Annotated in this window: 21 protein-coding genes and 1 tRNA gene; 12 read left to right on the top strand and 10 right to left on the bottom strand. The window is 57.0% G+C overall.

Annotated features, from left to right (window positions below):
* Nucleotides 1-10: 10 nt before the first annotated feature.
* Both U0004_RS06875 and U0004_RS06880 read right to left on the bottom strand, forming a co-directional pair.
* Nucleotides 11-1,207, bottom strand: a complete 1,197-nt coding sequence (locus tag U0004_RS06875; RefSeq protein ID WP_070257190.1) for a ThiF family adenylyltransferase — start codon at nucleotides 1,205-1,207, stop codon at nucleotides 11-13.
* Nucleotides 1,182-1,466, bottom strand: coding sequence for a multiubiquitin domain-containing protein (locus U0004_RS06880; RefSeq protein WP_081345678.1), 285 nt, complete (start codon nucleotides 1,464-1,466; stop codon nucleotides 1,182-1,184). Before U0004_RS06880 ends, U0004_RS06875 begins: the two co-directional genes overlap by 26 nt.
* A gap of 156 nt (nucleotides 1,467-1,622) precedes the next feature.
* Between U0004_RS06880 and U0004_RS06885 the strand changes: the two genes are divergently transcribed.
* From U0004_RS06885 to U0004_RS06900, 4 genes are all read left to right on the top strand, one after another.
* Nucleotides 1,623-2,510: a WYL domain-containing protein gene (locus U0004_RS06885; protein ID WP_070257192.1), complete on the top strand. Its 888-nt coding sequence runs from the start codon at nucleotides 1,623-1,625 to the stop codon at nucleotides 2,508-2,510.
* A gap of 118 nt (nucleotides 2,511-2,628) precedes the next feature.
* The gene (locus U0004_RS06890) at nucleotides 2,629-5,739 is read left to right on the top strand and encodes a type I restriction endonuclease subunit R (RefSeq protein WP_070257194.1); all 3,111 of its coding nucleotides are present in this window, start codon (nucleotides 2,629-2,631) and stop codon (nucleotides 5,737-5,739) included.
* Nucleotides 5,733-7,370, top strand: a complete 1,638-nt coding sequence (locus tag U0004_RS06895; RefSeq protein WP_070257196.1) for an HsdM family class I SAM-dependent methyltransferase — start codon at nucleotides 5,733-5,735, stop codon at nucleotides 7,368-7,370. The genes U0004_RS06890 and U0004_RS06895 overlap by 7 nt, the downstream gene beginning before the upstream one ends.
* Nucleotides 7,360-8,613 carry a restriction endonuclease subunit S gene (locus tag U0004_RS06900; protein WP_070257198.1) on the top strand — a complete coding sequence of 418 codons (1,254 nt, stop codon included), beginning with the start codon at nucleotides 7,360-7,362 and terminating at the stop codon, nucleotides 8,611-8,613. The genes U0004_RS06895 and U0004_RS06900 overlap by 11 nt, the downstream gene beginning before the upstream one ends.
* Before the next feature lie 310 nt (nucleotides 8,614-8,923).
* Here U0004_RS06900 and U0004_RS06905 read toward each other — a convergent pair.
* From U0004_RS06905 to U0004_RS06920, 4 genes are all read right to left on the bottom strand, one after another.
* Nucleotides 8,924-9,020 (bottom strand) — tRNA-Phe (locus U0004_RS06905).
* Between the two features lie 52 nt (nucleotides 9,021-9,072).
* Nucleotides 9,073-9,270 (bottom strand): hypothetical protein, encoded by a 198-nt coding sequence (locus U0004_RS06910; protein WP_070257200.1) that lies wholly within the window; start codon nucleotides 9,268-9,270, stop codon nucleotides 9,073-9,075.
* A gap of 114 nt (nucleotides 9,271-9,384) precedes the next feature.
* Nucleotides 9,385-10,965 carry an isocitrate lyase gene (locus U0004_RS06915; RefSeq protein ID WP_034784508.1) on the bottom strand — a complete coding sequence of 527 codons (1,581 nt, stop codon included), beginning with the start codon at nucleotides 10,963-10,965 and terminating at the stop codon, nucleotides 9,385-9,387.
* Nucleotides 10,966-11,300: 335 nt separating this feature from the next.
* Nucleotides 11,301-12,605 (bottom strand): MFS transporter, encoded by a 1,305-nt coding sequence (locus U0004_RS06920; protein WP_070257202.1) that lies wholly within the window; start codon nucleotides 12,603-12,605, stop codon nucleotides 11,301-11,303.
* Between the two features lie 163 nt (nucleotides 12,606-12,768).
* Here U0004_RS06920 and U0004_RS06925 point away from each other — a divergent pair, with 163 nt between their 5' ends.
* The gene (locus tag U0004_RS06925) at nucleotides 12,769-13,485 is read left to right on the top strand and encodes an SDR family NAD(P)-dependent oxidoreductase (protein WP_070257204.1); all 717 of its coding nucleotides are present in this window, start codon (nucleotides 12,769-12,771) and stop codon (nucleotides 13,483-13,485) included.
* Nucleotides 13,486-13,488: 3 nt separating this feature from the next.
* Here U0004_RS06925 and U0004_RS06930 read toward each other — a convergent pair whose 3' ends face one another.
* The 4 genes from U0004_RS06930 to U0004_RS06945 are packed head-to-tail and all read right to left on the bottom strand — an operon-like array spanning nucleotide 13,489 to nucleotide 15,788.
* Complete coding sequence (locus U0004_RS06930) at nucleotides 13,489-14,007, bottom strand: hypothetical protein (RefSeq protein WP_070257206.1); 519 nt, start codon at nucleotides 14,005-14,007, stop codon at nucleotides 13,489-13,491.
* A 40-nt stretch (nucleotides 14,008-14,047) separates the two neighbouring features.
* Nucleotides 14,048-14,779 carry an Lcl C-terminal domain-containing protein gene (locus U0004_RS06935; protein WP_081345679.1) on the bottom strand — a complete coding sequence of 244 codons (732 nt, stop codon included), beginning with the start codon at nucleotides 14,777-14,779 and terminating at the stop codon, nucleotides 14,048-14,050.
* Nucleotides 14,763-15,284 (bottom strand): DUF1993 domain-containing protein, encoded by a 522-nt coding sequence (locus tag U0004_RS06940; RefSeq protein WP_070257208.1) that lies wholly within the window; start codon nucleotides 15,282-15,284, stop codon nucleotides 14,763-14,765. The genes U0004_RS06935 and U0004_RS06940 overlap by 17 nt, the downstream gene beginning before the upstream one ends.
* A gap of 9 nt (nucleotides 15,285-15,293) precedes the next feature.
* Nucleotides 15,294-15,788: a hypothetical protein gene (locus U0004_RS06945; RefSeq protein ID WP_070257210.1), complete on the bottom strand. Its 495-nt coding sequence runs from the start codon at nucleotides 15,786-15,788 to the stop codon at nucleotides 15,294-15,296.
* A gap of 172 nt (nucleotides 15,789-15,960) precedes the next feature.
* Here U0004_RS06945 and U0004_RS06950 point away from each other — a divergent pair, with 172 nt between their 5' ends.
* The 7 genes from U0004_RS06950 to U0004_RS06980 all read left to right on the top strand — a co-directional run bounded on the left by U0004_RS06950 (nucleotide 15,961) and on the right by U0004_RS06980 (nucleotide 23,010).
* Nucleotides 15,961-16,386, top strand: coding sequence for a hypothetical protein (locus tag U0004_RS06950; RefSeq protein WP_070257212.1), 426 nt, complete (start codon nucleotides 15,961-15,963; stop codon nucleotides 16,384-16,386).
* A gap of 27 nt (nucleotides 16,387-16,413) precedes the next feature.
* The gene (locus U0004_RS06955) at nucleotides 16,414-16,839 is read left to right on the top strand and encodes a hypothetical protein (protein ID WP_070257214.1); all 426 of its coding nucleotides are present in this window, start codon (nucleotides 16,414-16,416) and stop codon (nucleotides 16,837-16,839) included.
* 97 nt (nucleotides 16,840-16,936) lie between these two features.
* Nucleotides 16,937-17,893 (top strand): bifunctional helix-turn-helix transcriptional regulator/GNAT family N-acetyltransferase, encoded by a 957-nt coding sequence (locus U0004_RS06960; protein WP_070257216.1) that lies wholly within the window; start codon nucleotides 16,937-16,939, stop codon nucleotides 17,891-17,893.
* Between the two features lie 107 nt (nucleotides 17,894-18,000).
* Nucleotides 18,001-18,639, top strand: coding sequence for a TetR/AcrR family transcriptional regulator (locus U0004_RS06965; protein WP_070257218.1), 639 nt, complete (start codon nucleotides 18,001-18,003; stop codon nucleotides 18,637-18,639).
* A 116-nt stretch (nucleotides 18,640-18,755) separates the two neighbouring features.
* Nucleotides 18,756-19,562, top strand: a complete 807-nt coding sequence (locus tag U0004_RS06970; RefSeq protein WP_070257220.1) for an alpha/beta fold hydrolase — start codon at nucleotides 18,756-18,758, stop codon at nucleotides 19,560-19,562.
* A 148-nt stretch (nucleotides 19,563-19,710) separates the two neighbouring features.
* Complete coding sequence (locus tag U0004_RS06975; protein WP_217495247.1) at nucleotides 19,711-21,930, top strand: TonB-dependent receptor; 2,220 nt, start codon at nucleotides 19,711-19,713, stop codon at nucleotides 21,928-21,930.
* Nucleotides 21,931-22,014: 84 nt separating this feature from the next.
* Nucleotides 22,015-23,010: an extracellular catalytic domain type 1 short-chain-length polyhydroxyalkanoate depolymerase gene (locus tag U0004_RS06980; protein ID WP_070257231.1), complete on the top strand. Its 996-nt coding sequence runs from the start codon at nucleotides 22,015-22,017 to the stop codon at nucleotides 23,008-23,010.
* The last annotated feature ends 122 nt before the right edge of the window (nucleotides 23,011-23,132 follow it).

The following is a 23,132-nucleotide window of genomic DNA, read 5'->3' on the forward strand; positions in this document are numbered from 1 at the left end:
TCATTGGCCTTCACGCTTTCTCGTCCTTCGTAATCATGTGCGTGTTAATGGCGTACACTGATTCATGTTCCTGTATCCGATCATCATAAATTCCGAAATATTTTTTCCAGCGAATGACAGCCATGATGGCGTTGAGCGCATTCAGTTCAGTCACCTGAATGTTCATGCCATAATCGTTATCAACTTGGGTATCGTCCGTCGGCACGCGACGCGCGAAGTGATCATGCTTCTTCGGCGAACAGAGAGTAGTTCTTACTTGACCAACCAACGTCGAGGCGTCTTTGGTCATCTGGATGTGCATGCCGACATCAATAAATGGAATGCCGCGTGGAATCAGGACATTCGCGATGAGTTCTCGGACTGCCCCCTTATCAACGCTGATGAACACGAAGTCGAACTCTGCCAATTGCTCGACGTTTTCTTCCGTGATGTATTCGGCATGAGGCACAACCCCGCGACGCATGCTGCTATAAATGCGCGAATATCGTAGTGATTTAGATTCAGGCGACTGCAGCTCTGCAACCGAAGTGGCTCCAGGTGCTCGGTATGCGTTGTGCGAGTAATAGGCGTCCCCATCAAACAGATGGATTTCGCGTACGTGAGTTTTGACAACCTGATCTAAGATGAACGACCCCGTGCCTCCGAGACCAACAATAGCGATTCGCAAATGAGAAAGCTTGCCAGCGAGGGCGCCGATGCCTGCGCGGGTTGATGCTGTATCCGCATAAAGAAATACGGAGTCATCCGTTGTCAGAATCGGCTTGTGTAACTTCGCTGTAGCTTGCGGGTTTACATGCTGTGCTGGCGCTGAAATGATGTTGACGTAATGAGACATTTTCGCGTGATAGTCTGGGTAGATACCCGTTACCGGCGGCTTTGTCGAAAAGCCGTGATCGGTAACAATGCCGTCACCCATATCGTTCCGACCACTCGAATGCACGATGCCTGAAATCGGCAAGCCGTCCACCGTGCACGGGTGCTCACCGACGAACCACGCCTGATGATTTGCCGGAGCATTCGTCAAACCGTCTTCCTTGAGGAAGATCGGACAGACCAAGGTGCCACGCAAAACTGTTCGTTGAGCGCAGAGATAAGGAACATCGTGCACCAACAAATGCAACCCTGTCTTGTGCACAATTTCCACAGAGTATCCGTCATCCTGCAGTCGCTGGAGGTCGGAATTACGACTTATCAGATCGGCCAACATTGAACACCATTCCTTTCTTCACTTTGATAGTGTCGCCGTCCACCATAGAGCCTTCAGGACCATGCGGGTCGGAGTAGGTCACAGTCCAGGCGACGTTCTCACCGAACTGGCCGTCTGGAAACGCGAGCAAACACAACTCACGAAACGTCAGCTGCTTTTGCTTAATGTCGAAGGACTCTGCGTTGATAATAATTTCGAAGGGCTGGCCGTGGTCCGCACCTGCCGCAGCGTGTTCATTGGGGGGAGTTGGCTGATTCATAGTCGTCTTTCGTCGACAGATGGGGGCCGGAACTGGCCGATGAGTGAACTATACAAGGATATTTATTACGTGGCAATAATTTTTATCACGTCATATTTTATTTTTTCTGAAAGCTCGGCTAATGTATAATCGCGAGCTAACTTTTGGGAGTTGTTTATGGAATTACAGCGCGATACGCAGCGGGAGCGCCTGTTTTACATTGATTTTTTGGCATTTTTTGTCGGTCAAGTTGCGCGAAAGGACTTGGTCACCCGCTTCGGCATCAGTGAACCCGCCGCCACAAAGGACCTGTCTCTTTATGCAGAAATGGCCCCAACCATGTTGGAATATGACCTACGGCAGCGCTGCTATATCTTTGCCGGCGGCACTCCAATCTTCACCCATGATGTAGACCAATCGCTGTATTCGCTGTCTGGGGAACGCGCAATTGCGCTCAACCCGGAGCACGCCAAGCGGCTAGCGAGCAGCGTACAAGCTTCAATAAAGAGAAAAATGCCGGTAGGCCTTGTCGCTGCGCTGACCCGGGCGATGTACCAACACAAGCAAGTTTCAGCTACCTACGCGTCGCTGGAAAGCGGAGCAAGTGAACGCATTCTGTCGCCAGCAGCGCTGGTCCATGACGGTCTGCGTTGGCACATTCGCTGTTTTAACCATGCAAAGGAAAGGTTCACGGATTTCAACCTCGCGCGCTTCCACGCGGTAGCCGAAAGTGGCCCTTCGGAAAAATCGATAGACCAAGATCCAGAATGGACCAAGGAAGTTGCAGTTATCCTGGGGCCGCATCCCCAAGCAGACCATCCTGAAACTATCCGCTTCGACTATGACATGGAAGACGATACCAAAATCGTTACCATGAGCTTGTGCCTGGTGCCGTACTTCTTACGACATTGGCACATAGACACAACACCGACTGGCACTAAGAACCCAAAAGAACATCAACTGTTCCTTCTGAATCGACAGGAGCTAATTGATCAAGAAATCGCGGGTTGGGTATTCGACGCGGACGTAGCTAAAGAAGCGCCGCTCACCGCTCGCCTCGAATAGGCAGGTACGGGAAGGTTCACCTTCCGAGGTGGATGAATGGAGGCACTGGAAGTGACACCGACGAATATTTCGAAATTGCGGTACTAAATTCCAACGATGTACAGGGAGAGCAAATCTGATGGTTTTCAGCGAGGACTCACGAGTCAAAATTCCATGCATCTTGCACTTGGTGCGGCTTGGCTACAACTATCTCTCCCTGAAAGATGCAACCTGGGATGAAGAAACCAACATCTTCCCGGAACTTTTCCGAACAGCCATCGGGCAGATCAATCCAGGCATCGATGGCGGCGACATCGATCGCCTGCTTGCCGACGTCAAACTTTTGCTGGATAACGAAGACCTCGGCAAGGCCTTCTACGAAAAACTTACGGAACGTTCCGGCGTCCGGTTAATCGACTTCGAGAACTTTGACAATAACAGCTTCCATGTCGTTACAGAGTTGACGTGCAAGAACGGTGACGACGAGTTCCGGCCCGACATTACTCTGCTCATCAACGGCATGCCGCTGAGCTTTATCGAGGTCAAGAAACCCAATAACCGCGAAGGCGTACTTGCCGAGCGCAATCGCATCATCACACGCAGCAGGAATCCGCGTTTCCGTCGTTTCGTCAACATAACGCAGCTGATGGTCTTCTCCAATAACATGGAGTACGATGATGGCTCGCCGCAGCCCATCGAAGGCGCGTTCTATGCTAGTCCGTCCTATGACTCGCCAGTCTTCAACTATTTCCGCGAAGAAGAAACACTGGATCTAGCGACCCTGCTGGCAGAAGAGAATGACACCATTGAGAACGACGTGCTGCGCGACAACAACCTCAATGTTATCAAACACAGCCCTGAGTTCATCAGTAACAAATCGCCTGATGCACCGACCAACCGCGTTTGTACCTCGCTGTTTAGTCGTGACCGGCTGGCCTTCTTGCTGCGATTCGCGCTCGTCTATGTAAATGAGACTGATGGACTGCAAAAGCACGTTATGCGTTACCCGCAGCTCTTCGCTACTAAGGCGATCGAACGCAAGCTTGACGCTGGCGTGCGCAAGGGCATTATCTGGCACACACAAGGCAGTGGGAAGACGGCGTTAGCGTACTACAACACCCGCTTTCTGACTGATTATTTTCAGCACCAAGGCATCATTCCCAAGTTCTATTTCATCGTGGATCGACTTGATCTGCTCATCCAAGCGCAGCGGGAGTTTGCGGCGCGCGGGCTGGTGGTGCACAGCATTGATAGTCGCGAAGCCTTCGCCCGCGACATAAAGACCACGAAGGTGCTGCACAATAACACCGGCAAGCCTGAGATCACGGTGGTCAATATTCAGAAATTCCAAGATGACCCTGAAGTAGTACGTGCCGAGGATTATGACGTTAGCATCCAGCGCGTCTACTTTCTTGACGAAGTTCACCGCAGCTATAACCCACAGGGTAGCTTTCTTGCAAATCTCACCCAGTCAGATCGTAATGCAATCAAGATCGGACTAACTGGTACCCCGCTACTCGGTGATGATTACAATTCCCGCGCGTTGTTTGGCGACTACATCCACAAGTACTACTACAACGCGTCAATTGCGGATGGCTACACTCTGCGCTTGATCCGGGAAGAAATTGCCACTAACTACAAGCTCATTTTGCGGGAGGCGCTCGCCTCAGTGGAGATCCAGCAAGGCGATATTGATCGAAAGCTTATTTACGCGCACCCGAAGTTTGTCGAGCCTATGCTCGATTACATCGTGCGTGATTTCGAGAAGAGCCGCAGCGCTCTGGGGGAAATCAGTATCGGCGGTATGGTAATCTGCGACAGCGCTGAGCAGGCGCGCCAGATGTTCGAGATTTTTAGCGGTGTCTATGCAACACCGTCCATATCGACCTATGCCGTCCAGGACTCAGCGCAAGCATTGATTGCCGCCGCCGAACCAGGGAGCTATGCCGCTCGCGTATTACTGGAGAACCGAGCTAAAAGTGCGGCACTGATTTTACACGACGTCGGCACCAAGGAAGAGCGTAAGCAATGGGTTGAAGACTTTAAAGCAGGCAAGATTGATCTACTGTTCGTCTACAACATGTTGCTCACCGGCTTTGACGCAAAGCGCTTGAAGAAACTTTACCTGGGGCGGGTAATTCGTTCGCACAATCTGCTGCAAGCGCTCACCCGTGTGAATCGTACGTATAAGGATTTCCGCTACGGTTACGTCGTCGATTTCGCAGACATCCGCAAGGAGTTTGATTCCACCAACAAGGCATATTTTGACGAATTGCAGGCTGAGCTGGGCGATGAAGTGGCGCATTATTCTAATCTGTTTAAGTCCACAGAAGAGATCGCTCAGGAAATCGAAGCCATCAAGGACATCCTGTTCAGTTTTGATATCGAAAACGCTGAGGTTTTCTCACAGCAGATCACTCAGATTCAGGACCGCGCTACGGTGCTGGCGCTCAAGAAGGCGTTGGCTGATGCACGCAACCTTTATAATCTGATCCGCTTGCAAGGCGACAATGCGCTCCTTCAGCAACTCGATTTTCAAAAGCTTAACCAGCTCTACCGCGAGACAAGTAACCACCTCGATCTGCTCAACCTAAAGGAAAGCATCGAGTCCAGCACCGATACTAGTAACCTGCTCAATATCGCGCTAGAAGACGTGCTGTTCATGTTTACTAAAATCAAGGAAGAGGAGTTGGTGCTAGCCGACAAGCTCAAGAGCACGCTGCGCCGGACACGAGAAGCCTTGGTCGATAACTTCGACCAGCAAGACCCGAAGTTCATCACTCTCAGGGAAGAGCTGGAGCGGCTGTTTAAGAAAAAGAAGCTGAACGAAGTAAGCCAAGAGGAAATGACCACCAACATTGGCGCGCTCAATGTCATCTACGACAAAATCAAGGAGCTGAATCGCCAGAACAACCAGCTCCGCGCTAAATACCGGGGGGATGTCAAATTCACCCGCATCCATAAGCGATTGCAAGAGCGCGGTTCGGTAACGCAAACCGAGCGCCGCCTTTTTGAAGCACTTCTCGGCGTCAAGCAACAAGCCGATGAACAGGTGCTGCAAAACACCCAATTGCTGGCCAACGAAAGCTACTTCGGGCGCATGATGATGCCGATCGTGTTGGACGAGTTCGAGACCCGCCAAAAGATTGATCTCAATCTTGACGCCGCTGACACCATCAATAATTTGGTAGTGAATGAATATATGAATGAATTTGCCTCAGGCAGCAGAACAGGAGCACAAAGTTGGTAACGCAGGAATTTGAACAACGCACTCGAGAACTGATCGACAGCCTCAAGGCCATATGTGCCGCATATGGCCTGGGTAACGATGGCAACGAGTTCAAGATCATCACCCAAGTCTTTCTCTATAAATTTCTTAACGATAAATTCGCGTTCGAGGCCAAGAAAATCCGACCGGACTTGGCGAAAGACAATAAGTGGGAACAGGCTATCGTTGGCCTGAACAATGAGGAGCTTGGTAAACTGCATCGGCGCATGGGGCCAGATACCGCCCGATTGAAGCCCGAGCATTTCATCGCCCACCTATGGAACCGCCAGACCGCCCCGGAATTCTCCAAACTGTTCGATGATACGTTACGTGATATAGCGATTAGCAACAACGAAATATTCGCGGTCAAGACCGATGGCGGCGCCAAGATTACCCTGTTTGATCGGGTAAGCGAGTTTATTACCGACACGTCCAAGCGTGACGCTTTCTGTCGCGCCATCATCAATAAGTTGGGCGACTTTAGCTTCGAGCGCATTTTCACTCAAAAATATGATTTTTACGCTGCCCTCTTCGAATACCTGATCAAGGATTACAACAAGGATAGTGGTGGTAAATACGCTGAGTACTACACCCCCCACGCTGTAGCCAAGATCATGGCCGCCATCCTCGTCCCCGACGCTGTGCGCGGCAAGATTAAGAACGTAAGCTGCTACGACCCATCGGCCGGGTCCGGCACGTTGCTGATGAACATCGCCCACGCCATCGGGGAGCAGCGGTGCAGTATATATTCGCAAGATATTTCGCAGAAATCTTCTAGCCTACTACGTCTTAATCTGATCCTCAACAACTTGGTACACTCCATTCCCAATGTCATTCAGGGTAATACGGTACTCCATCCGTATCACAGAGAGGGCAAGGTGCTGAGAAAGTTTGATTACATTGTTAGTAATCCACCTTTTAAGATGGATTTCAGTGATTTTCGCAACGAGCTGGACACAGAGGAGAACCAAGAGCGCTTCTTCGCTGGGATTCCAAATATTCCGAAGCAGGCCGTGGATAAAATGGCCATCTACCAGCTATTTTTGCAGCACATTATTCATTCGCTCAAACCTGGTGGTAAGGCAGCCGTGGTGGTGCCTACTGGCTTCATTACAGCTCAAAGCGGTATTGACAGCGGAATTCGCCAACATCTGGTGGTCAACAAAATGCTAGCTGGCGTCGTCTCCATGCCGAGTAACATCTTCGCCACTACCGGCACGAATGTCTCCATTCTGTTTATTGATGCCGCTAACAAAGAGAATGTGGTGCTGATCGACGCCTCTACTCTGGGTACGAAGGTCAAGGATGGCAAATACCAGAAAACTTTGCTCTCTGAAGCAGAAGAAGATCGTATCATCGCAACTTTCAATGAAAAAAAAGCTGTTGAAGACTTTTCAGTGGTGGTAAGTTATCAAGATATCGCTGCCAAGAATTATAGTTTGAGTGCCGGACAGTATTTTGATATGAAAATCGAGTACGCTGACCTCACGCCGAAGCAGTTCGCTGGCAAGCTTAAGGAATTCTCCGTCCAACTGGATGGTCTTTTTAAGGAATCTGCTGGGTTGGAACTTAAAATAAAGAAACAACTGGCAGGGTTGCGTTATGTTGACTAAGCCAATTTTGTCTATTGCCAAAAGAGTTTCAAGTGGCCTGACGCCTCTGAGGAGCAACCCTGAGTTCTGGGAGAACGGTACAATTCCGTGGTTGAAAACCGAGCAACTGGGCGAGAAATTTATCTATAGCACGACCGAAAAAATTTCGAAGGCTGCATTGGATAAGACCAGCATCAAGGTTTATCCGATAAATACGCTATCCGTCGCTATGTATGGTGAAGGTAAGACGCGTGGAAATGTGTCAATTATAAAAAATGAAATGGCAACGAATCAGGCATGCTGCAACATCGAGCTTGACCCGGAATTAGCTGATTTTGAATATGTTTATTACTTCTTGAAGACTCAGTACAACGAGCTTAGAAACCTTTCGTCTGGTGTCAGGAAAAACCTAAATTCTAATGACATTAAGAATTTTGTTGTGCGTCTGCCCAAAGAGCTTTCGGCACAAAAAAGTATCGCTGCGGTCCTTTCGACCCTCGACACTAAGATTGACTGTAACAACCGTATCAACGCCGAGTTAGAGGCATTGGCCGATATGCTTTACGGTTATTGGTTCATGCAGTTCGACTTCCCCTGTGCTAAAGGCAAACCCTATAAATCATCAGGCGGTAAGATGAGCTATAACACAACCCTGAAACGGGAGGTTCCGGTAGGATGGAAGGACGGCACCTTAGATGATTTAGGTCGTATCCTCGGTGGCAGTACTCCGAGTACGGACAATCCAAAAAACTTTTCTGCCGATGGGGTACCGTGGATTACTCCTTATGATCTTTCCGGCAACCAAGGGAACAAGTTCATTACCCGCGGTGCGCAAGATGTATCAGATGAGGGCATCAAGGCTGCCTCGCTGAAAAAAATGCCTGCGGGGAGCGTCTTACTTAGCTCACGTGCCCCCATCGGATACATGGCCATTGCGCGGGCCGAATTGACAACGAATCAGGGATTTAAATCATTCATTCCCAGTAGTGAGTATTCAACAGCATTCATCTATTACACGATCAAAAGATCTTTGAGGACGATTACGCAATACGCGTCTGGCTCGACCTTTAAAGAGGTGTCCGCCACTGTATTGAAGACCGTCAAAATTGTCCTGCCCGATCCGGATGTTGTCGCTCAGTTCACTACCGCAGTTGCCCCCATCTTCGAACGTCAAGACCTACTAGAGCAGGAGAGCGTACAGCTCGGACAACTTCGCGACTGGCTGCTGCCTATGCTAATGAATGGCCAGATCAAGGTGGCGTGAAGCTCAACTATTACTGGATGTGACTAGAGACCTATTTTCAATGCCGCCGGCGAGTCCTGATCCGGACTCGCCAGCGTGTAGACCAAATTAGCAAAGCGAAGAGGTTGGAAGCCGTCTAGCTAAAGTTACGCGGATACACGCACGCTCAGCGAGCCCCCGAAGATGTTGCGGGACAACACCTGCAAAATGCACTTATGGCACTCACGGTTAGATTTGGTAGTTGACCAGAAATAGGCCGGACGCAAGGACTTTTCGTTCCATAAACAAAAACGCTAACCTGCATGGGTTGGCGTTTCGTGAACGATGTTCTTGGTGGCCCGGGGCGGAATCGAACCACCGACACAAGGATTTTCAATCCTCAGCTCGAAAGGAATTTTTTTGAATCATTTATGGTGCAAGTAAGCAACTTTTTGGTAAGGGCATCGTTGGGGGGATTCTTCAGTCTACCATCCGTCGAAATCAGTCACCCATGCGCGCTGCCAGTAATGATTCGAATCCCCCTCTCGCAGCCATCTTCACCACCAACCCCGTCAACATGCCCACCATCATCCACCGTTGCACGGCCACCCAAGTTGGACGCTGGGCTTGGAATCCTGCCATCGCCCCCAGCATCATTGCAATCACCGAATTCACGGCGATGCCGACGATGATCTGCACGCAACCAAGTTACGCATTCCGCTAACCGAACCGACAAAACTGCCGCTGCCCGCAGCCCAAACGCAAAAAAGCCCGCCAAAGCGGGCCTTCTCACTCTACAACCAAACCAAAAGCTCAGAACTGATTCATCGTGTTGTCTTTACCAGCCGCCTTCAGCGCCGCTTCGCCGCTGAAGTAATCCTTGTGATCGTCGCCGATGTCCGAGCCGGACATGTTTTGATGTTTCACGCAGGCGATGCCCTGGCGGATTTCCTTGCGCTGCACGCCGGCCACGTAGCCCAGCATGCCCTGGTCGCCGAAGTATTCCTTGGCCAGGTTGTCCGTCGACAAGGCTGCCGTGTGGTAGGTCGGCAGGGTGATCAGGTGGTGGAAGATGCCGGCTTCGCGGGCCGAGTCGGCCTGGAAGGTGCGGATTTTCTCGTCGGCGGCGATCGCCAGTTCCGTCTGGTCGTATTCCACGCTCATCAGCTGGGCACGGTCGTAGGCGGACACGTCCTTGCCTGCCGCTTTCATGCCGTCGAAGATTTGCTGGCGGAAGTTCAGGGTCCAGTTGAACGACGGGCTGTTGTTGTACACCAGCTTGGCGTTCGGGATGACCTTGCGGATTTCGCTGACCATGCCGCCGATTTGCGCGATATGCGGTTTTTCCGTTTCGATCCACAGCAGGTCGGCGCCGTTTTGCAAGGAGGTGATGCAGTCGAGCACGCAACGTTCTTCGCCGGAACCGGCGCGGAACTGGAACAGGTTGCTCGGCAGGCGTTTCGGACGCAGCAGCTTGCCTTCGCGCTTGATGATGACGTCGCCATTGCCCAGCGCGTCAGCCGACACTTCTTCGCAGTCGAGGAAGGAGTTGTATTGGTCGCCCAGGTCGCCTGGTTCGTTGGTGACGGCGATCTGCTTGGTCAGGCCGGCGCCCAGCGAATCGGTGCGGGCGACGATGATGCCGTCGTCCACGCCCAGTTCCAGGAAGGCGTAGCGGATGGCGCGGATCTTGGCCAGGAAATCTTCGTGCGGCACCGTGACTTTACCGTCCTGGTGGCCGCATTGTTTCTCGTCGGATACCTGGTTTTCGATCTGGATGCAGCAGGCGCCCGCTTCGATGAACTGTTTCGCCAGCAAATAGGTGGCTTCGGCATTGCCGAAACCGGCATCGATGTCGGCGATGATGGGCACGACGTGGGTGACGTGGCCGTCGATCTTCGCCTGGATGGCTTGCTTGGCATCACCTTGGGCCGCGTCCAGCTGACGGAACAGGCCGCCCAGTTCGCGGGCATCGGCCTGGCGCAGGAAGGTGTACAGCTCCTTGATCAAGGCGGAAACGGCGGTTTTCTCGTGCATCGACTGGTCCGGCAGCGGGCCGAACTCGGAGCGCAGGGCGGCGACCATCCAGCCTGACAGGTAGAGGTAGCGGCGGTCGGTGCTGTTGAAATGCTTCTTGATCGAGATCATCTTCTGTTGACCGATGAAACCATGCCAGCAACCGAGCGACTGAGTGTACTTGGATGGGTCCGCATCGTAGGCGGCCATGTCGTTGCGCATGATCTTTGCCGTGTACTTGGCGATATCCAGGCCGGTCTTGAACTTGTTCTGCGCGCGCATGCGGGCGGCGGACTCGGGATTGATGGCGTTCCAGGCGCTGCCTTGTTGGTCTTTCAAACCAGCAACAGCCTTGATGTCGTCTTGATATTGGGACATGTGAATCTCCTAAAAAGAAAAGCTATGTTTGAGAAAATCGCCGAGTGCGCCACAACGTCTTGTCGAAGCAAACTGCATGACTAAATAGTAGGCCGATTCGCGCCGATCTTCAAGTCTTATATAAGACATATAACTTAAATTTAATCGTTCTTTTTCAACGACTTAATTATAATTTTTCAGGATGTGAAATGAATTTTCAAAAAGTGAGAGCATTAATGGATGAGTCTGCCGTTTGAAATCCCGCGATGTGAAACGCCTTTTCAGATTTTGGTGCAGCGCGACAAATCGGGGCAAAAAAAGCCACCCGAAGGTGGCTTGGCTCGCTGGCGGTTGATTTAACGTCCCACCGTCTGCCGCTGGTCCTTGATGAACAGCGCCGTCAGCATGCCCACCACGCACACGCCGATCACGTAATAGGCGGGGCCCAGCACGTTGTTCTTCAGCATCAGGGTCACGACCACGGGTGTCAGGCCGCCGAAAATCGCGTACGACAAGTTGTAGGAAAACGACAGTCCCGAGAAGCGCACCTGGGCCGGGAACGCTTGCACCAGCACGTAGGGCACGGCGCCGACGACGCCGACGAACAGGCCCGTCATCGCGTACAGGGGCAGCAGCAGTTCGGGGCGGCTGCCGACGGTGGTGTAGAAAATGTAGGTACTGATGGCCAGCAGCACGGAACCGACGAAGATCACGCGCTTGCCGCCCAGGCGGTCGGCCAGCATGCCGGCGATGATGCAGCCGAAAGCCAGGCACAGGGTGGCCACGGTATTGGCGACCAGGGTCGTGCGCGGCGCGATGTGGTGGATCTTTTGCAGCAGGGCAGGCGTCATCAGAATGACGACGACGATGCCGGCCGACAGCATCCACGTCAGCAGCATCGACACGACGACGGCGCCGCGGTGGCTGCGCAGCACGGATTTCAAGGGCATTTCCGTCGCCAGGGCCTTGCGCTGCTGCATTTCGGCAAACACCGGCGTTTCATGCAGCCAGCGGCGCAAATACATGGCGCCGAAGCCGAAGATACCGCCCAGCAGGAATGGATAGCGCCAGGCGCCATCGGTGATTTCTTGCGGCGTGTAGACGGTGTTCAAGCCCGTCGCCACCAGCGAACCGAGCAGAATGCCGACGGTCAGGCCGGCCGTCAGTACGCCGCAGGCAAAACCCGTGAAACGGCTGGGCACGTGTTCGGAGACAAATACCCAGGCGCCCGGCACTTCGCCGCCCACGGCCGCACCCTGGAAGATGCGCATCAGGAGCAGCAGCAGCGGGGCGGCCAGGCCGATGGTGGCGTAGGTGGGCAGCAGGCCGATCAGCAGTGTCGGCACGGCCATCATCAGGATGGACAGGGTGAACATGCGTTTGCGGCCCAGCAAGTCGCCGAAGTGGGCCATGACGATGCCGCCCAGCGGACGCACGACGTAGCCGGCGGCGAAGATGCCGAAGGTTTGCAGCAAGCGCAGCCATTCCGGCATTTCCGGCGGGAAGAACAACTGGCCGATGGCGTTGGCAAAGAAGACGAAGATGATGAAATCGTAGAATTCCAGCGCGCCACCGAGGGCGGCCAGCGACAGGGTTTTATAGTCTTGTTGGGTGAGGGGACGCGTTGCGGCGTTGCTTGCGGCGGTGTCGGAAGTAGGCATGTGTCTCGTTCTTGTGTGTTATCGGAGATTGCCAGATCTAGCATACGCATTTCCGCCGCGTGAGTAAATGCTGTGACAGGCGCGCGCGTAGGGGGAGCCGCCTCAGCTGTGCTTAATACAACGCCGCTATCATCGGCGTTGACTTCATTGGAAAGGACACAGTATGCATATCATGATCGTGGGCGCCAGCCGGGGCCTGGGACGCGCGCTGGTGGACGGCTTGCTCGCTGACGGACATGCCGTCATCGGCGTATCGCGCCAGCAACCTGCCGACTTGCCCGCAGGCCAGGGGACGCAACTGCAATGGATCGCGGCGGACCTGGCGGCGCCCGCGGAGGCCGTCGAACGCATCGCGCGTGCAGCGCCCGCCGCGCTGGACGCGGTGATCTATAACCTGGGCATGTGGGAAGAAAAAGCGTTCAGCGACGAGTATGCTTTTCTCGGCGATGCGGACGATGCCATCGTGGACATGGTCAATACCAATATTACGGCGACGATATTGCTGCTCAAGCGCCTCGTGCCCCGCTTGCTGGCCAGCAGCAAGCCGCAACTGATACTCACGGGCTCGACGTCCGGCCTGCGCCAGAGCGGCCGCCCGGAAGTGACGTTCAGCGCGTCGAAATTCGCCCTGAACGGCATCGCCGATGCCTTGCGCGAAGGTTTCCGCGAACAGGGGCTGGCCGTGACGGCGCTGCAGCTGGGCTACTTGAATACCTACGACGGCTTGTCCGTGCCGCTGGCGGACGCTGCCGCGCGGGGCGAGGGCGAGCTGATACCCGTGCATGATGTCGTCGCCGTCGTGCGCACCTTGCTGAGCCTGTCGAATGCCTCGTTCGTGCGCGAACTGGTGATGCCGGCGCTGCGCGACGAGCGTTTCTGACTCTTAAGCGTCCTTGCCGTAGACCTCGGACCAGCCGAGATGCTCTTCCAGCCACTCGTCCACTTCCGAGCTATCCATGTGCATCAGGGCGGCGCCCAGCCGCAGCTTGCCCTTGGCCAGGGCCAGCACGGCGAACACGGATTCCAGCATGACGGGGTCGAGCTGGCCCTGCAAGTCGCGTGCGGCGATGGCGGGCAGTTGCGCCCAGGCATCGCGGTAGCTGTCGGCCAGCCAGTCCGGCAGAGGCGGATTGTGCTGGCGGTGGCGCTCGATTTCAATCAGGGCGATGAGCGCATAGAAATCTTCCTCGCGCGACTCGGCGCCGCCCAGCATGGCGACGAGCTGGGGCACGGCCGCATACGAGGCGACGCCCACGTCGCCCTGGTGGTGCAACTCTTCCCATAGCTCATGCCACACGTCTTCGCCCGCCTGCATGGCCTTGAGCGCCTCGGCCACGTCGTAAGGTACGCGGTAGCCGCCTTCCAGGGTGGGCCAGAGGGGATCGTCGAGTGATAACAGCATGGTTTTCCTTGATGGGACAGCTCGGCTGAGCAAACGCGCACTATACAAGCACCCGGCGCACGCAGCGCGCATAGCCGTCAAACTCGCGCGCGTTCTGATAGGCGACGCCCGTGTCAAAGTCCTTGCACCAGGCTTCGTCCTCGATGTCGCCCAATTCGCTCGACCAGTACCAGTTTGGCCGGAACGCATCTTTCAATGTCGCATACAGCAAGGTCTGCTCGCGCCGATCCGGCAAGCTGTGGCCCAGGCTGGCGGCCCAGTCTGATGCGGCTTGCCATGACTGGTACTCCAGTTCGCACTTTTCCGGCTGCAACAGCAGATGGTAATCGGGCGCGCCATCCGTGCCGAGGATCAGCCCGGCATAGCGTTCGCCCTGCCGCAAAGGGACGGGCGCGGCGGCCGATGGCGGCAGCGCCACCCGGCGCACGGCGCAGGCGCGGCCCGAGTAGGTCTTGCGAAAGTTGTACTGGGTGCCGTTATCGAAATCGTGGCTCCAGGCCATGCGGGGCAGGATGGCGTCCGCTTCCGACGACCAGTACCAGGCGTCCGGGAAGACATGGCGCAAGTTGGCGTGCAGCAGGGCCAATTCGTTGCGCGTCGGCAGGCAGGCATCGCGTGCCGCGGCCCAGTCGAGCGCGGCTTGCCAGGGCAGGGCATCGGCTTCGCCGGGCAGCAGGAACAGCCTGTAGCCGGCGCCGCCAGCGTGGCCAGGCATGATGCCCGCGTAGCGCTCGCCGTCAATGGCGTCCTGGTGGTTATGGCTGGCGCGCATACGCAAACATATGTTGTACATACTCGGCCTTGCCAAGCGGCACGCCGTTATGGCGCAGGATGTTATACGCCGTCACCAGGTGAAAATAGAACTGCGGCGTGGCCCAGTTGAGCGCGTATTCCTGGCCCGCCATGTCGAAGGTCAGTCCACCGGCCAGGGTGATCGACACTGGCTGCTGCGCGCCAGCGTCGATGGCTGCACGGTCCGCCGAAGCGAGCATCGCCAGGGTGTCGTCGATCAGCACCTTGGCTTGCAACATGTTGGCGGGCGTGGCGAGCCGGGGCAGCGCTTGCTGTGTCAGCCGGCACACGGCTTCCTGCGCCTGGGTACACGTGAATTCCACCTGGCGCGCCAGAGTGTGCATATCGGGCGCCAGCCGCGCGTCGAGCAGATTTTGGGGATCGAAACCCAGCGTCTGGGCGCGTTCCTCGCTTTTATTTAACAGCGTCGTCAGGGAGCGCAGCATCTGTGCAAAGCAGGGGATGGTAATGGCGTAGACCGACATGCATATTCCTCAAGTAATGATATTGACAGGGAGTGGAAAGGCGCCCGGCCTTGACGGTTGCCCCAGTACGCCAGGGCAATGGTCGAACCAGCCGTCGTCTTCTTCCTGTGCAATAAAGGCCGCGATCAGCGCCTGATGCGCCGGTGGCGTGGTGACCAGCACGGTGTTGAAGCAGGTGATGGTCGAGGCGCTGGGCGTGCCGGCGCCGTTGGCGATACCGACGAGAAATTCTCCAGCCCAGTCGGGCAGGCTGGCGATCAGGCGCGGCAGTTCGTGTAGTAGTGCCGTGCAATACACTGTTTCACCGAAGCGCCAGGCGGCGCGGTTGGCCGTCTGATAGGCGCCGTAGTCGTGCTCGGCCTGCACAGATTGAAAAATGGCCAGTGCGTATTGCGCGCCTTCCGCGCCCGTCAGCGCATCGAGCATGGCGCAGTAGCGCTGGAAGCGCCGATGGGCCTCATCGGGCGGCGTGGAGGTATCGTCATCCTGGACGATGTTACCCACAATTAAAAGTTCGGCTTTCCAGAGTTCAAAGGCGGTTGGCATGGCTGTGACTGGCGAGAGTGGCGGCGGCCATTATTATGCCTCGCTCATTGGTGTTTCAGCGTGTTAATTGAACATGTTACAGTCCGCCACTGCCGCCAGCCTGGCGCGGCTTTGCCTGGATCAATGACCGATGCCAACCTGGACTTCCCCGCCGCAACTCGTCGCCCTTGCCGCCTTTTATGCGCAGGCGCAAGCCCATCCGGAAACGCTCAGTGATGCTGTCTTCCTGGAAAATGTGAAAAACGCCCACTGGCCCACCAATTGCTGGAATTATGCGGAAGCGTCGTTCGCCATCATCGCGCCTGCCTGCCTGCTGCGTCCGCATCTGACCGCCGAGCTGATCATCTTGCCCATCGACGCCATGATCGCGGGCGGCCTGGAAGATGCGGGGCAAGTCATCGCGATTGGCCTGGCCTGCGCCACGCGCGACGCGCCGTATGTGGCGGTGAGCGAGGAAGGCAAGCGCTGGCTGACGCAGGTGTGGCCGACCTTGGGCGAGATGGCCGGGGCGGTGTTCCGAGCCAGGCTGCAAGCGGCGCTGGCCGATGAAGATTGATGTAAATATAAACTGAAAGGTGTACCCATGATTGCAGGAAATTTCTTCCCTCCCGACTATAAAACTTTTCCTTTCGAGCAAGGAGACCTGCTGCTTTCCCAAGACGAGGGCGGCAAGTTTTCTGTTTCCAAGGTGTTGAAGATAGATACAGTCGAGGTCGGCCGCGGCGAGGCGATTTACATGGGCGGCAAGGACATCGTGGCAACGGAGGACGATTACCTGCTGATCATCGGCTGTGCATACGGCGAATACGAGTTCGACTCGGCCGAAGAGGCGCAGGCCGCTGCGCTGGAAGGCAGCTGGACGGTCAGGATAGGCCACGCTCCGAATCGCAGTCCGGGCGCGGCGGAGGGGCAGTCATTGATAGGCCATGAAGCTGTTCATGAAAGCGAACTGGAGGGCTACCATCTGTGGAAAGAAGCCTTTGATGCGGGCAAGGCTGGCGTGTTCTGACTTCGGCGTGCCTGTCGTGCGGCGAATACTTCTTCTTGACCAAGGAAACTGGTTTACGTTAGGGTATACGTAACTACTTACATATATCCTGCCAAACATGTCTTCCACCCTGCAAACCTATGGCTCCCTGATGCTGGCCAGCCGCCTGCGCCGTCTTTCCGATCAACTGTATGCCGGCGTCGATACCAGCTATCTGGCGGCCGGTGTCGAGCTGACGTCGCGCTGTTTCCCTTTGTTATTGCTGCTGCGCGACAATGGCCCGACGGCGATCACGGCCCTGGCCGCGCAGATCGGGCAGACGCACCCTGTGGTGGTGCAGCTGGGGCGCAAGCTGCTTGATGCGGGCGTGGTGGCGGAGATGCCGGACGCCAAGGATGAACGGCGCCGCCTGCTGGCGCTGTCCGACGCCGGGCAAGCCTTGCTGCGCAACATGGCGCCCCTGTGGGACGATGTGCGCGCGGCCGTCGATGTGGTGTTCGAGCAGGGCGCGCCGCAGCTGATGGCCAGCCTGGACCGGGCCGAGGCGCGCCTGCAATCGCAGGGATTCGGCGAGACGATCGCCGCCTGCCGGCGCCAGCGCGAGCGGGCTGCCGTGGAGATCATCGATTACGCGGCGCAGTATGGAGCAGATTTCAAGCGCCTGAATATCGAATGGCTGGAACGCTATTTCTATGTCGAGGCGCTGGACGACAAGGTGCTGTCCGATCCGCAACGTTCGATCCTCGACGACGGCGGGCAGATTTTCCTGGCGCGTTTGGACGGCAAGATCGTCGGCACTTGCGCCCTCATCCGCGCCGGCGATGGCAGTATCGAGCTGTCGAAGATGGCCGTCACGCCTGAATGCCAGGGCCTGGGCATCGCGCGCCGGCTGATCGAACGGGCTTTCGACGCCTTCGAGGCCAGCGGCGCGCAACGGCTGTTCCTGGAGTCGAACAGCAAGCTGGCGCCCGCCATCCGCCTGTATGAAAGCAGCGGCTTTACCCACGTGGAGCGGCCCGCCGGCGACGCCCATTACCAGCGTGCCGACGTCTACATGGAGTGGCAGGGCAGGTAGCACACGCCAGGGCGCCACGCGGTGCTCCCCATCGGCCGTCTCCCGCGTTACAATACGCGCACCCATAACGGAACCCAGGTTCCACTATTTCGAGACGCCGACGCCGCATGCCTTCCTTCCCGATGCCCTTCCCGCAGTTGATCGTTCCACCCGAGCCCACCCAGGCGCGCAGCAAGCTGGCCTTCGAGCGCCTGCTGCTGGTGGGTGAGCAGTTGTTGGCGGAAAACCGTTTCGATGAAATCGGCGTGGCTGACCTGGCCAAGCTGGCGGAAACCTCGGTGGGCACGTTTTACCGTTTATTGGGCGACAAGGACACCCTGAGCCGCTTGCTGCTGCAGCGCTTTTTTTCCGACATGGTGGAAAAGGTCGAAACCCTGACGGAGCTGCGCCAGTGGGAAGGGCGCAGCCTGGAAGAGTTCATCCGCGCCATGGTGGCCATGTTCGTGGCCGTCAACATGGGCCGGCGCGGCGTGTTGCGGGCCTTGATCACCCGTTGCTCGCAGGATGCGCAATTCCGCGACAAGGTGCACCAGATCAACCATCTGATTTCGCAGCGCACGGTCGCCGTGCTGGCCAGCAAGTCGTCCAGCATCCGCCACCCGAATCCCACGCAGGCGATGATGGTGGTGCCGCCCGTGCTGCTGGGCATCCTGAACCAGCACGTGTTGTCGGGCTCGCTATCCTTTTTATCGGCCGCCGCGCTGGAAGATGAGCTGGTGCGTGTTGCTTTAAATTACCTGACTTGAGATATTTAGCGATTTAACTTGAAATCGGAATTCGGATTCCGTATTATGTTTTCCAACAGCAGGAAAATATATTCCTGCACCTGAACACAAAGCATGTTCAACAGCAAGGAGACAGAATGCGGCGTCACACGACATCCGATGTTCCATTGCATTACCTCGACCTCGGTCCCGGCACAGAGACAGGGCAGGGCGATCCCGTGTTTTTGTTGCACGGCCTCGGTTCCTGCGCCGAAGACTGGCGCCCGCAAATCGACGCCCTCAGTCTTTCGCATCGCCTCATCGTGCCAGACCTGCGTGGCCATGGCGCCAGTCCCGCGCCAAACGGCGACTGGCAGATCGGCGACTTCGCCAACGATCTCTTCAACCTGATGGACCAATTAGACGTGCCGCGCGCGCACATCGTCGGCTTTTCCCTGGGCGGCATGGTGGGCCTGGAAATGGCCAACCGCGCCCCCGGCCGCGTGGCCAGCTTGTGCCTGATCAATTCCCAGCCGTTCCAGGGCAGCAAGCCGGCTTCACTGCTGTTTGCCTACTGGCTGCGGCGCACGGTGATCGCCACCTTCGGCCTGAAAGCCATGGGCAAGATCATCGGCAAGAAACTGTTTCCCGATCCTGCCCAGCAAGCCCTCGTCGAGCGCTTTGCCACGCAGATGGCGGGTATGGACAAGCGCGCCTATCTGGCCGCGCTGGACGCCATTTTCCACTGGGATATCGACATTCATTTCCAGGCCCTGGCCATGCCCGTCTTCATCATGGCGGCGGACCAGGATTACACGCCCGTCGCCAGCAAGCGGGCCTTTGCCGCACAGTTTCAGCAGTGCGAGATCGAGATCATCGCGAACTCGCGCCACGCCACGCCCCTGGACCAGGCGCAGCGTGTGAATACCTTGTTGCAGTCCTTCCTTACTCTACATTCAAAATAAACAGGCCACTCGCCGCACGGGCAGGGGGCCGGGAAACAGTCATCGCAGGGCAGGTGCTCGCATTGCGCGCGCGGGTACCGTTACGTCTTGCGATTCTGGAATCCGGCCGTCTTCCCTGGCGGTAAGCAAGCCTGACATTGGAGACGCTATGAAACTTGCTTTGAAATTGATGCCCGCCGCCCTTGCCGTTGCCGGTGCCTTCAGCTTTTCCACCCAGGTCCTGGCACAGGAGGCCGCCACGTCTGGCGCCGCCAGCGCCCAAAGCGCCAGCGAGGCCAGCGATGCGAAAGAACGCATGGAAACCGTCACCGTTTCCGCCCGCCGCCGCGAAGAGCGGCTGCAGGACGTGCCGCTGGCCGTCACGGCGTTTTCCGCCAAGGCCCTGGAACGGGCGAATATCCAGAACCTGGCCGACTTGCAGGAGCGCGTGCCGAACCTGACCGTGTATGCCTCGCGCGGCACGAACACTACCCTGACAGCCTTCATTCGCGGCGTGGGCCAGGCCGACCCGGTCTGGGGCGTGGACCCGGGCGTGGGCATATATTTTGACGATGTCTACATGGCCCGTCCGCAAGGCGCCCTGCTCGACGTGTTCGACGTGCAGCGCATCGAAGTGCTGCGCGGCCCGCAAGGCACCCTGTACGGCAAGAACACCATCGGCGGCGCCATCAAGTATATTTCGCGTCCTCTGGCGAAGGAAAACGGCGCCTCGGCGGAAGTGGGCATCGGCAACTACAACCAGCGCAACTTCAAGGCCGCCTTTAACCTGGCCAACGAGAACGGTACCTGGCGCGCGCGCCTGGCAGCTGCCAAGCTGGACCGCGACGGTTTCGGCCGCAACACCTTCAATGGCGAACAGGTCAGCGACCAGGACAGCACGGCCGCGCGCCTGTCCGTCGGCTATTTTCCGCAGGACATCCCGCTCACCGTCGTGCTGAGCCTGGACGCCACGGACGACAAATCGGGCGTGCGCGGTTTCCAGCGCATGGGCGTGAGCGCCTTCGATCCGCTCAAGCGGCCGGCCAGCACGGATGCCTATGACATCCAGAGCGGCATGCCTGGCAACAACTTCACGCACAACCGGGGCGGTTCGCTGGTGGCCAATTACACCTTGTCGAATGACTGGTCCGTCAAAGTGATCGGCGCCAAGCGGCGCAGCACGTCCGAGCAAACCATCGACTTCGACGGCTTGCCGCTGCCCATCGCCGACGTGTTCGGCGACTCGCGTGACGAACAGAAGAGCCTGGAATTGCAGGCCTCGTACAGCGGCGATTACGGCGCCGGCGTGATCGGCCTGTACCGCTTCGAAGGCACGGCCGGCGGCGGCATCTACAACAATTTCCTGGGGCGCCAGTTCACGGCCGCCGTCAGCACGGTGGAGACGGACAGCACGGCGCTGTACACGGACTGGACCTGGCCGCTGGGCAAGGTGTGGAGCATCAATGCGGGCTTGCGCCACACGCGCGAGGAAAAGCGCGCCATCGTGCTCAACCGCGCCTTTGCCGACGTGGGCTTTACGCGGCCTATCCAGACGGCGGCCGACTTCGACAAGTCCTTGTCGGTCAGCAATACCTCGCCGAAACTGTCCGTGCGCTACGAAGCGTCGAAGACGACGAATTTCTACAGCAACCTGTCGCGCGGTTTCAAGTCGGGTGGCTACAACGTGCGCGCCAACAACCTGGTGGTGCCAGATTCGGCGCGGCCGTACAAGGATGAAAAACTTGATGCGCTGGAAGTGGGCATGAAGTACGCGGCGCCGGACGACACGTTTGATGCCAACGTGGCCCTGTTCTACAACCGCTACAAGGATATCCAGTTGTCCGTGTTCACCAGCTATGTGCAGCCGGGCGGCGTGCCGGGCTTCTATGGCGACTTCACGAATGCGGGCAAGGCCACCGTCAAAGGCGCCGAGTTCGAATTCTCGTGGCGTCCCAACCGCCAGTGGGAAGTCAACGGCTTCCTCGCCCTGCTGAGCGCCGGCTATGACGAGTTCATGAGCGGCGGCAAGAATATCGCGGATACGCAAAAGTTCAGCAATACGCCGGCCCGGCAAGTGGGCTTGAACCTGACGCGCACGGACCGCGACGTGTTCGGCGGCGCGCTGCGCAGCATGGTCGGCTACGGCTACCGCAGCAAGGTGTATCCGACCACGGACTTGAGCGAAACCCTGGCGCAGGGCGGCTACAGCATCTGGACGGCTGGCGTCGTGTGGGAAGCGCCGAAGAACTGGACCTTCAGCTTGCATGGCAGCAACCTGGGTAATAAACGCTACCGTACGGATGGCTACAACATTCCCGCCGTGTTCATCCTCGACGGTTTCTATGGTCCGCCACGCCAGATCATCGCCAAGGCTGGCTACAAATTTTAAGAAGTTGTAGAAGTGCCGGCTTGACGGGCGTCAAGCCGGTTGGTTGTCGCTGTTTTCGTCGTGAATAATAATCAGGAGACTGGCATGGCACATCTGAATCAACAACTGCGTCATTTATTATCTGCACTGATCACCGCCTGCGGCTTGCTGGCCGCGCTGCCGGCTGCTGCCGGGCAGTGGGATTTCGGCCTGTACGCGAGCCTGTGGGGTACGCGTGAATACCAGGTCTGGCTACCGAGCAACTACAACGCCAACACGCCGCTGCCCGTCGTGTTGATGCTGCACGGCTGCGGTTCCGAGCCCAACAGCATGGCCGCCGTCAGCCGCTACAACCAGCTGGCCGACAGCGAAAACTTTATTGTTGTCTATCCGCGCCAGAACGCCACGGCCAACCCCATGCGCTGCTGGAATTTCATGTTGCCGCTGAACCAGGAGCGGGGCACGGGCGAACCGGCCGTGCTGATGGGCATCTTGAACAAGGTCAAGAATAAATATGCGGTGCAGGACAGCCGCGTGTATGTGACGGGCATCTCGGCCGGCGGCGCCATGGCTTCCATCATGGCCGCCTGTTATTCCGATGTGTTCGCCGCCGTGATGGTGCATTCGGGCGGCATGTACAAGGGCGCCACCGGCATGATCACGGCCGCCGATTCGCTGTTCAACGGCAGTTCGTTCGACCCGAAAGTACGGGGCAAGGATGCCTGGCGCTGCTCCGGTTCGCCGCGCCGCCTGATGCCGACAATGGTGTTCCATGGCACCTCGGACATCGTCGTCAATCCCGTCAACGGCGAGCAAACCATCGAACAATTCCTGCAGACCAGCGATTATGGCGACGATGGCCTCGACAATGACAGCGTGCGCTACCGTGCCGACAGCATCGTGCGCCAGACGGTGCCGTACGGCCGCAGCTATTCCATCGACACGTATCTGCACAACGGCGCCGTCATTGCGCAAAAGTACACGGTGGAAGGCATGAACCACGCGTGGAGCGGCGGTCCTCCCGGCTGGCCGTTCAGCGATGAGCTGGGTCCGGACGCCACCGTGATCAGCTGGAATTTCTTCAAGAATTACCAGCGCTGATGGGTTGAGAAACTTGCAGCTTGTACAATGGGGCGCAGCGATTGCGCCCCATTGTGCCGCTCAAGGCCCGTCCTGCTGGCCAAGCGGCAAAGGTTGACGGAAGTTATGGGAACCTTGTCGGG

Origin of the sequence: Janthinobacterium lividum, from assembly GCF_034424625.1 — a bacterium.
In the GTDB taxonomy this organism is placed as follows: Bacteria; Pseudomonadota; Gammaproteobacteria; order Burkholderiales; family Burkholderiaceae_D; genus Janthinobacterium; species Janthinobacterium lividum.

Excerpts from the sequence above, each read along its gene's own strand:
- U0004_RS06920 (WP_070257202.1), bottom strand. The coding sequence starts at position 12,605 with ATGCCTACTTCCGACACCGCCGCAAGCAACGCCGCAACGCGTCCCCTC.
- U0004_RS06880 (WP_081345678.1), bottom strand. The coding sequence starts at position 1,466 with ATGAATCAGCCAACTCCCCCCAATGAACACGCTGCGGCAGGTGCGGAC.
- U0004_RS06935 (WP_081345679.1), bottom strand. The coding sequence starts at position 14,779 with ATGCGCGCCAGCCATAACCACCAGGACGCCATTGACGGCGAGCGCTAC.
- U0004_RS06950 (WP_070257212.1), top strand. The coding sequence starts at position 15,961 with ATGCCAACCTGGACTTCCCCGCCGCAACTCGTCGCCCTTGCCGCCTTT.
- U0004_RS06965 (WP_070257218.1), top strand. The coding sequence starts at position 18,001 with ATGCCTTCCTTCCCGATGCCCTTCCCGCAGTTGATCGTTCCACCCGAG.
- U0004_RS06955 (WP_070257214.1), top strand. The coding sequence starts at position 16,414 with ATGATTGCAGGAAATTTCTTCCCTCCCGACTATAAAACTTTTCCTTTC.
- U0004_RS06900 (WP_070257198.1), top strand. The coding sequence starts at position 7,360 with ATGTTGACTAAGCCAATTTTGTCTATTGCCAAAAGAGTTTCAAGTGGC.
- U0004_RS06925 (WP_070257204.1), top strand. The coding sequence starts at position 12,769 with ATGCATATCATGATCGTGGGCGCCAGCCGGGGCCTGGGACGCGCGCTG.
- U0004_RS06970 (WP_070257220.1), top strand. The coding sequence starts at position 18,756 with ATGCGGCGTCACACGACATCCGATGTTCCATTGCATTACCTCGACCTC.
- U0004_RS06915 (WP_034784508.1), bottom strand. The coding sequence starts at position 10,965 with ATGTCCCAATATCAAGACGACATCAAGGCTGTTGCTGGTTTGAAAGAC.
- U0004_RS06875 (WP_070257190.1), bottom strand. The coding sequence starts at position 1,207 with ATGTTGGCCGATCTGATAAGTCGTAATTCCGACCTCCAGCGACTGCAG.
- U0004_RS06930 (WP_070257206.1), bottom strand. The coding sequence starts at position 14,007 with ATGCTGTTATCACTCGACGATCCCCTCTGGCCCACCCTGGAAGGCGGC.
- U0004_RS06960 (WP_070257216.1), top strand. The coding sequence starts at position 16,937 with ATGTCTTCCACCCTGCAAACCTATGGCTCCCTGATGCTGGCCAGCCGC.
- U0004_RS06890 (WP_070257194.1), top strand. The coding sequence starts at position 2,629 with ATGGTTTTCAGCGAGGACTCACGAGTCAAAATTCCATGCATCTTGCAC.
- U0004_RS06940 (WP_070257208.1), bottom strand. The coding sequence starts at position 15,284 with ATGTCGGTCTACGCCATTACCATCCCCTGCTTTGCACAGATGCTGCGC.
- U0004_RS06975 (WP_217495247.1), top strand. The coding sequence starts at position 19,711 with ATGAAACTTGCTTTGAAATTGATGCCCGCCGCCCTTGCCGTTGCCGGT.
- U0004_RS06885 (WP_070257192.1), top strand. The coding sequence starts at position 1,623 with ATGGAATTACAGCGCGATACGCAGCGGGAGCGCCTGTTTTACATTGAT.
- U0004_RS06980 (WP_070257231.1), top strand. The coding sequence starts at position 22,015 with ATGGCACATCTGAATCAACAACTGCGTCATTTATTATCTGCACTGATC.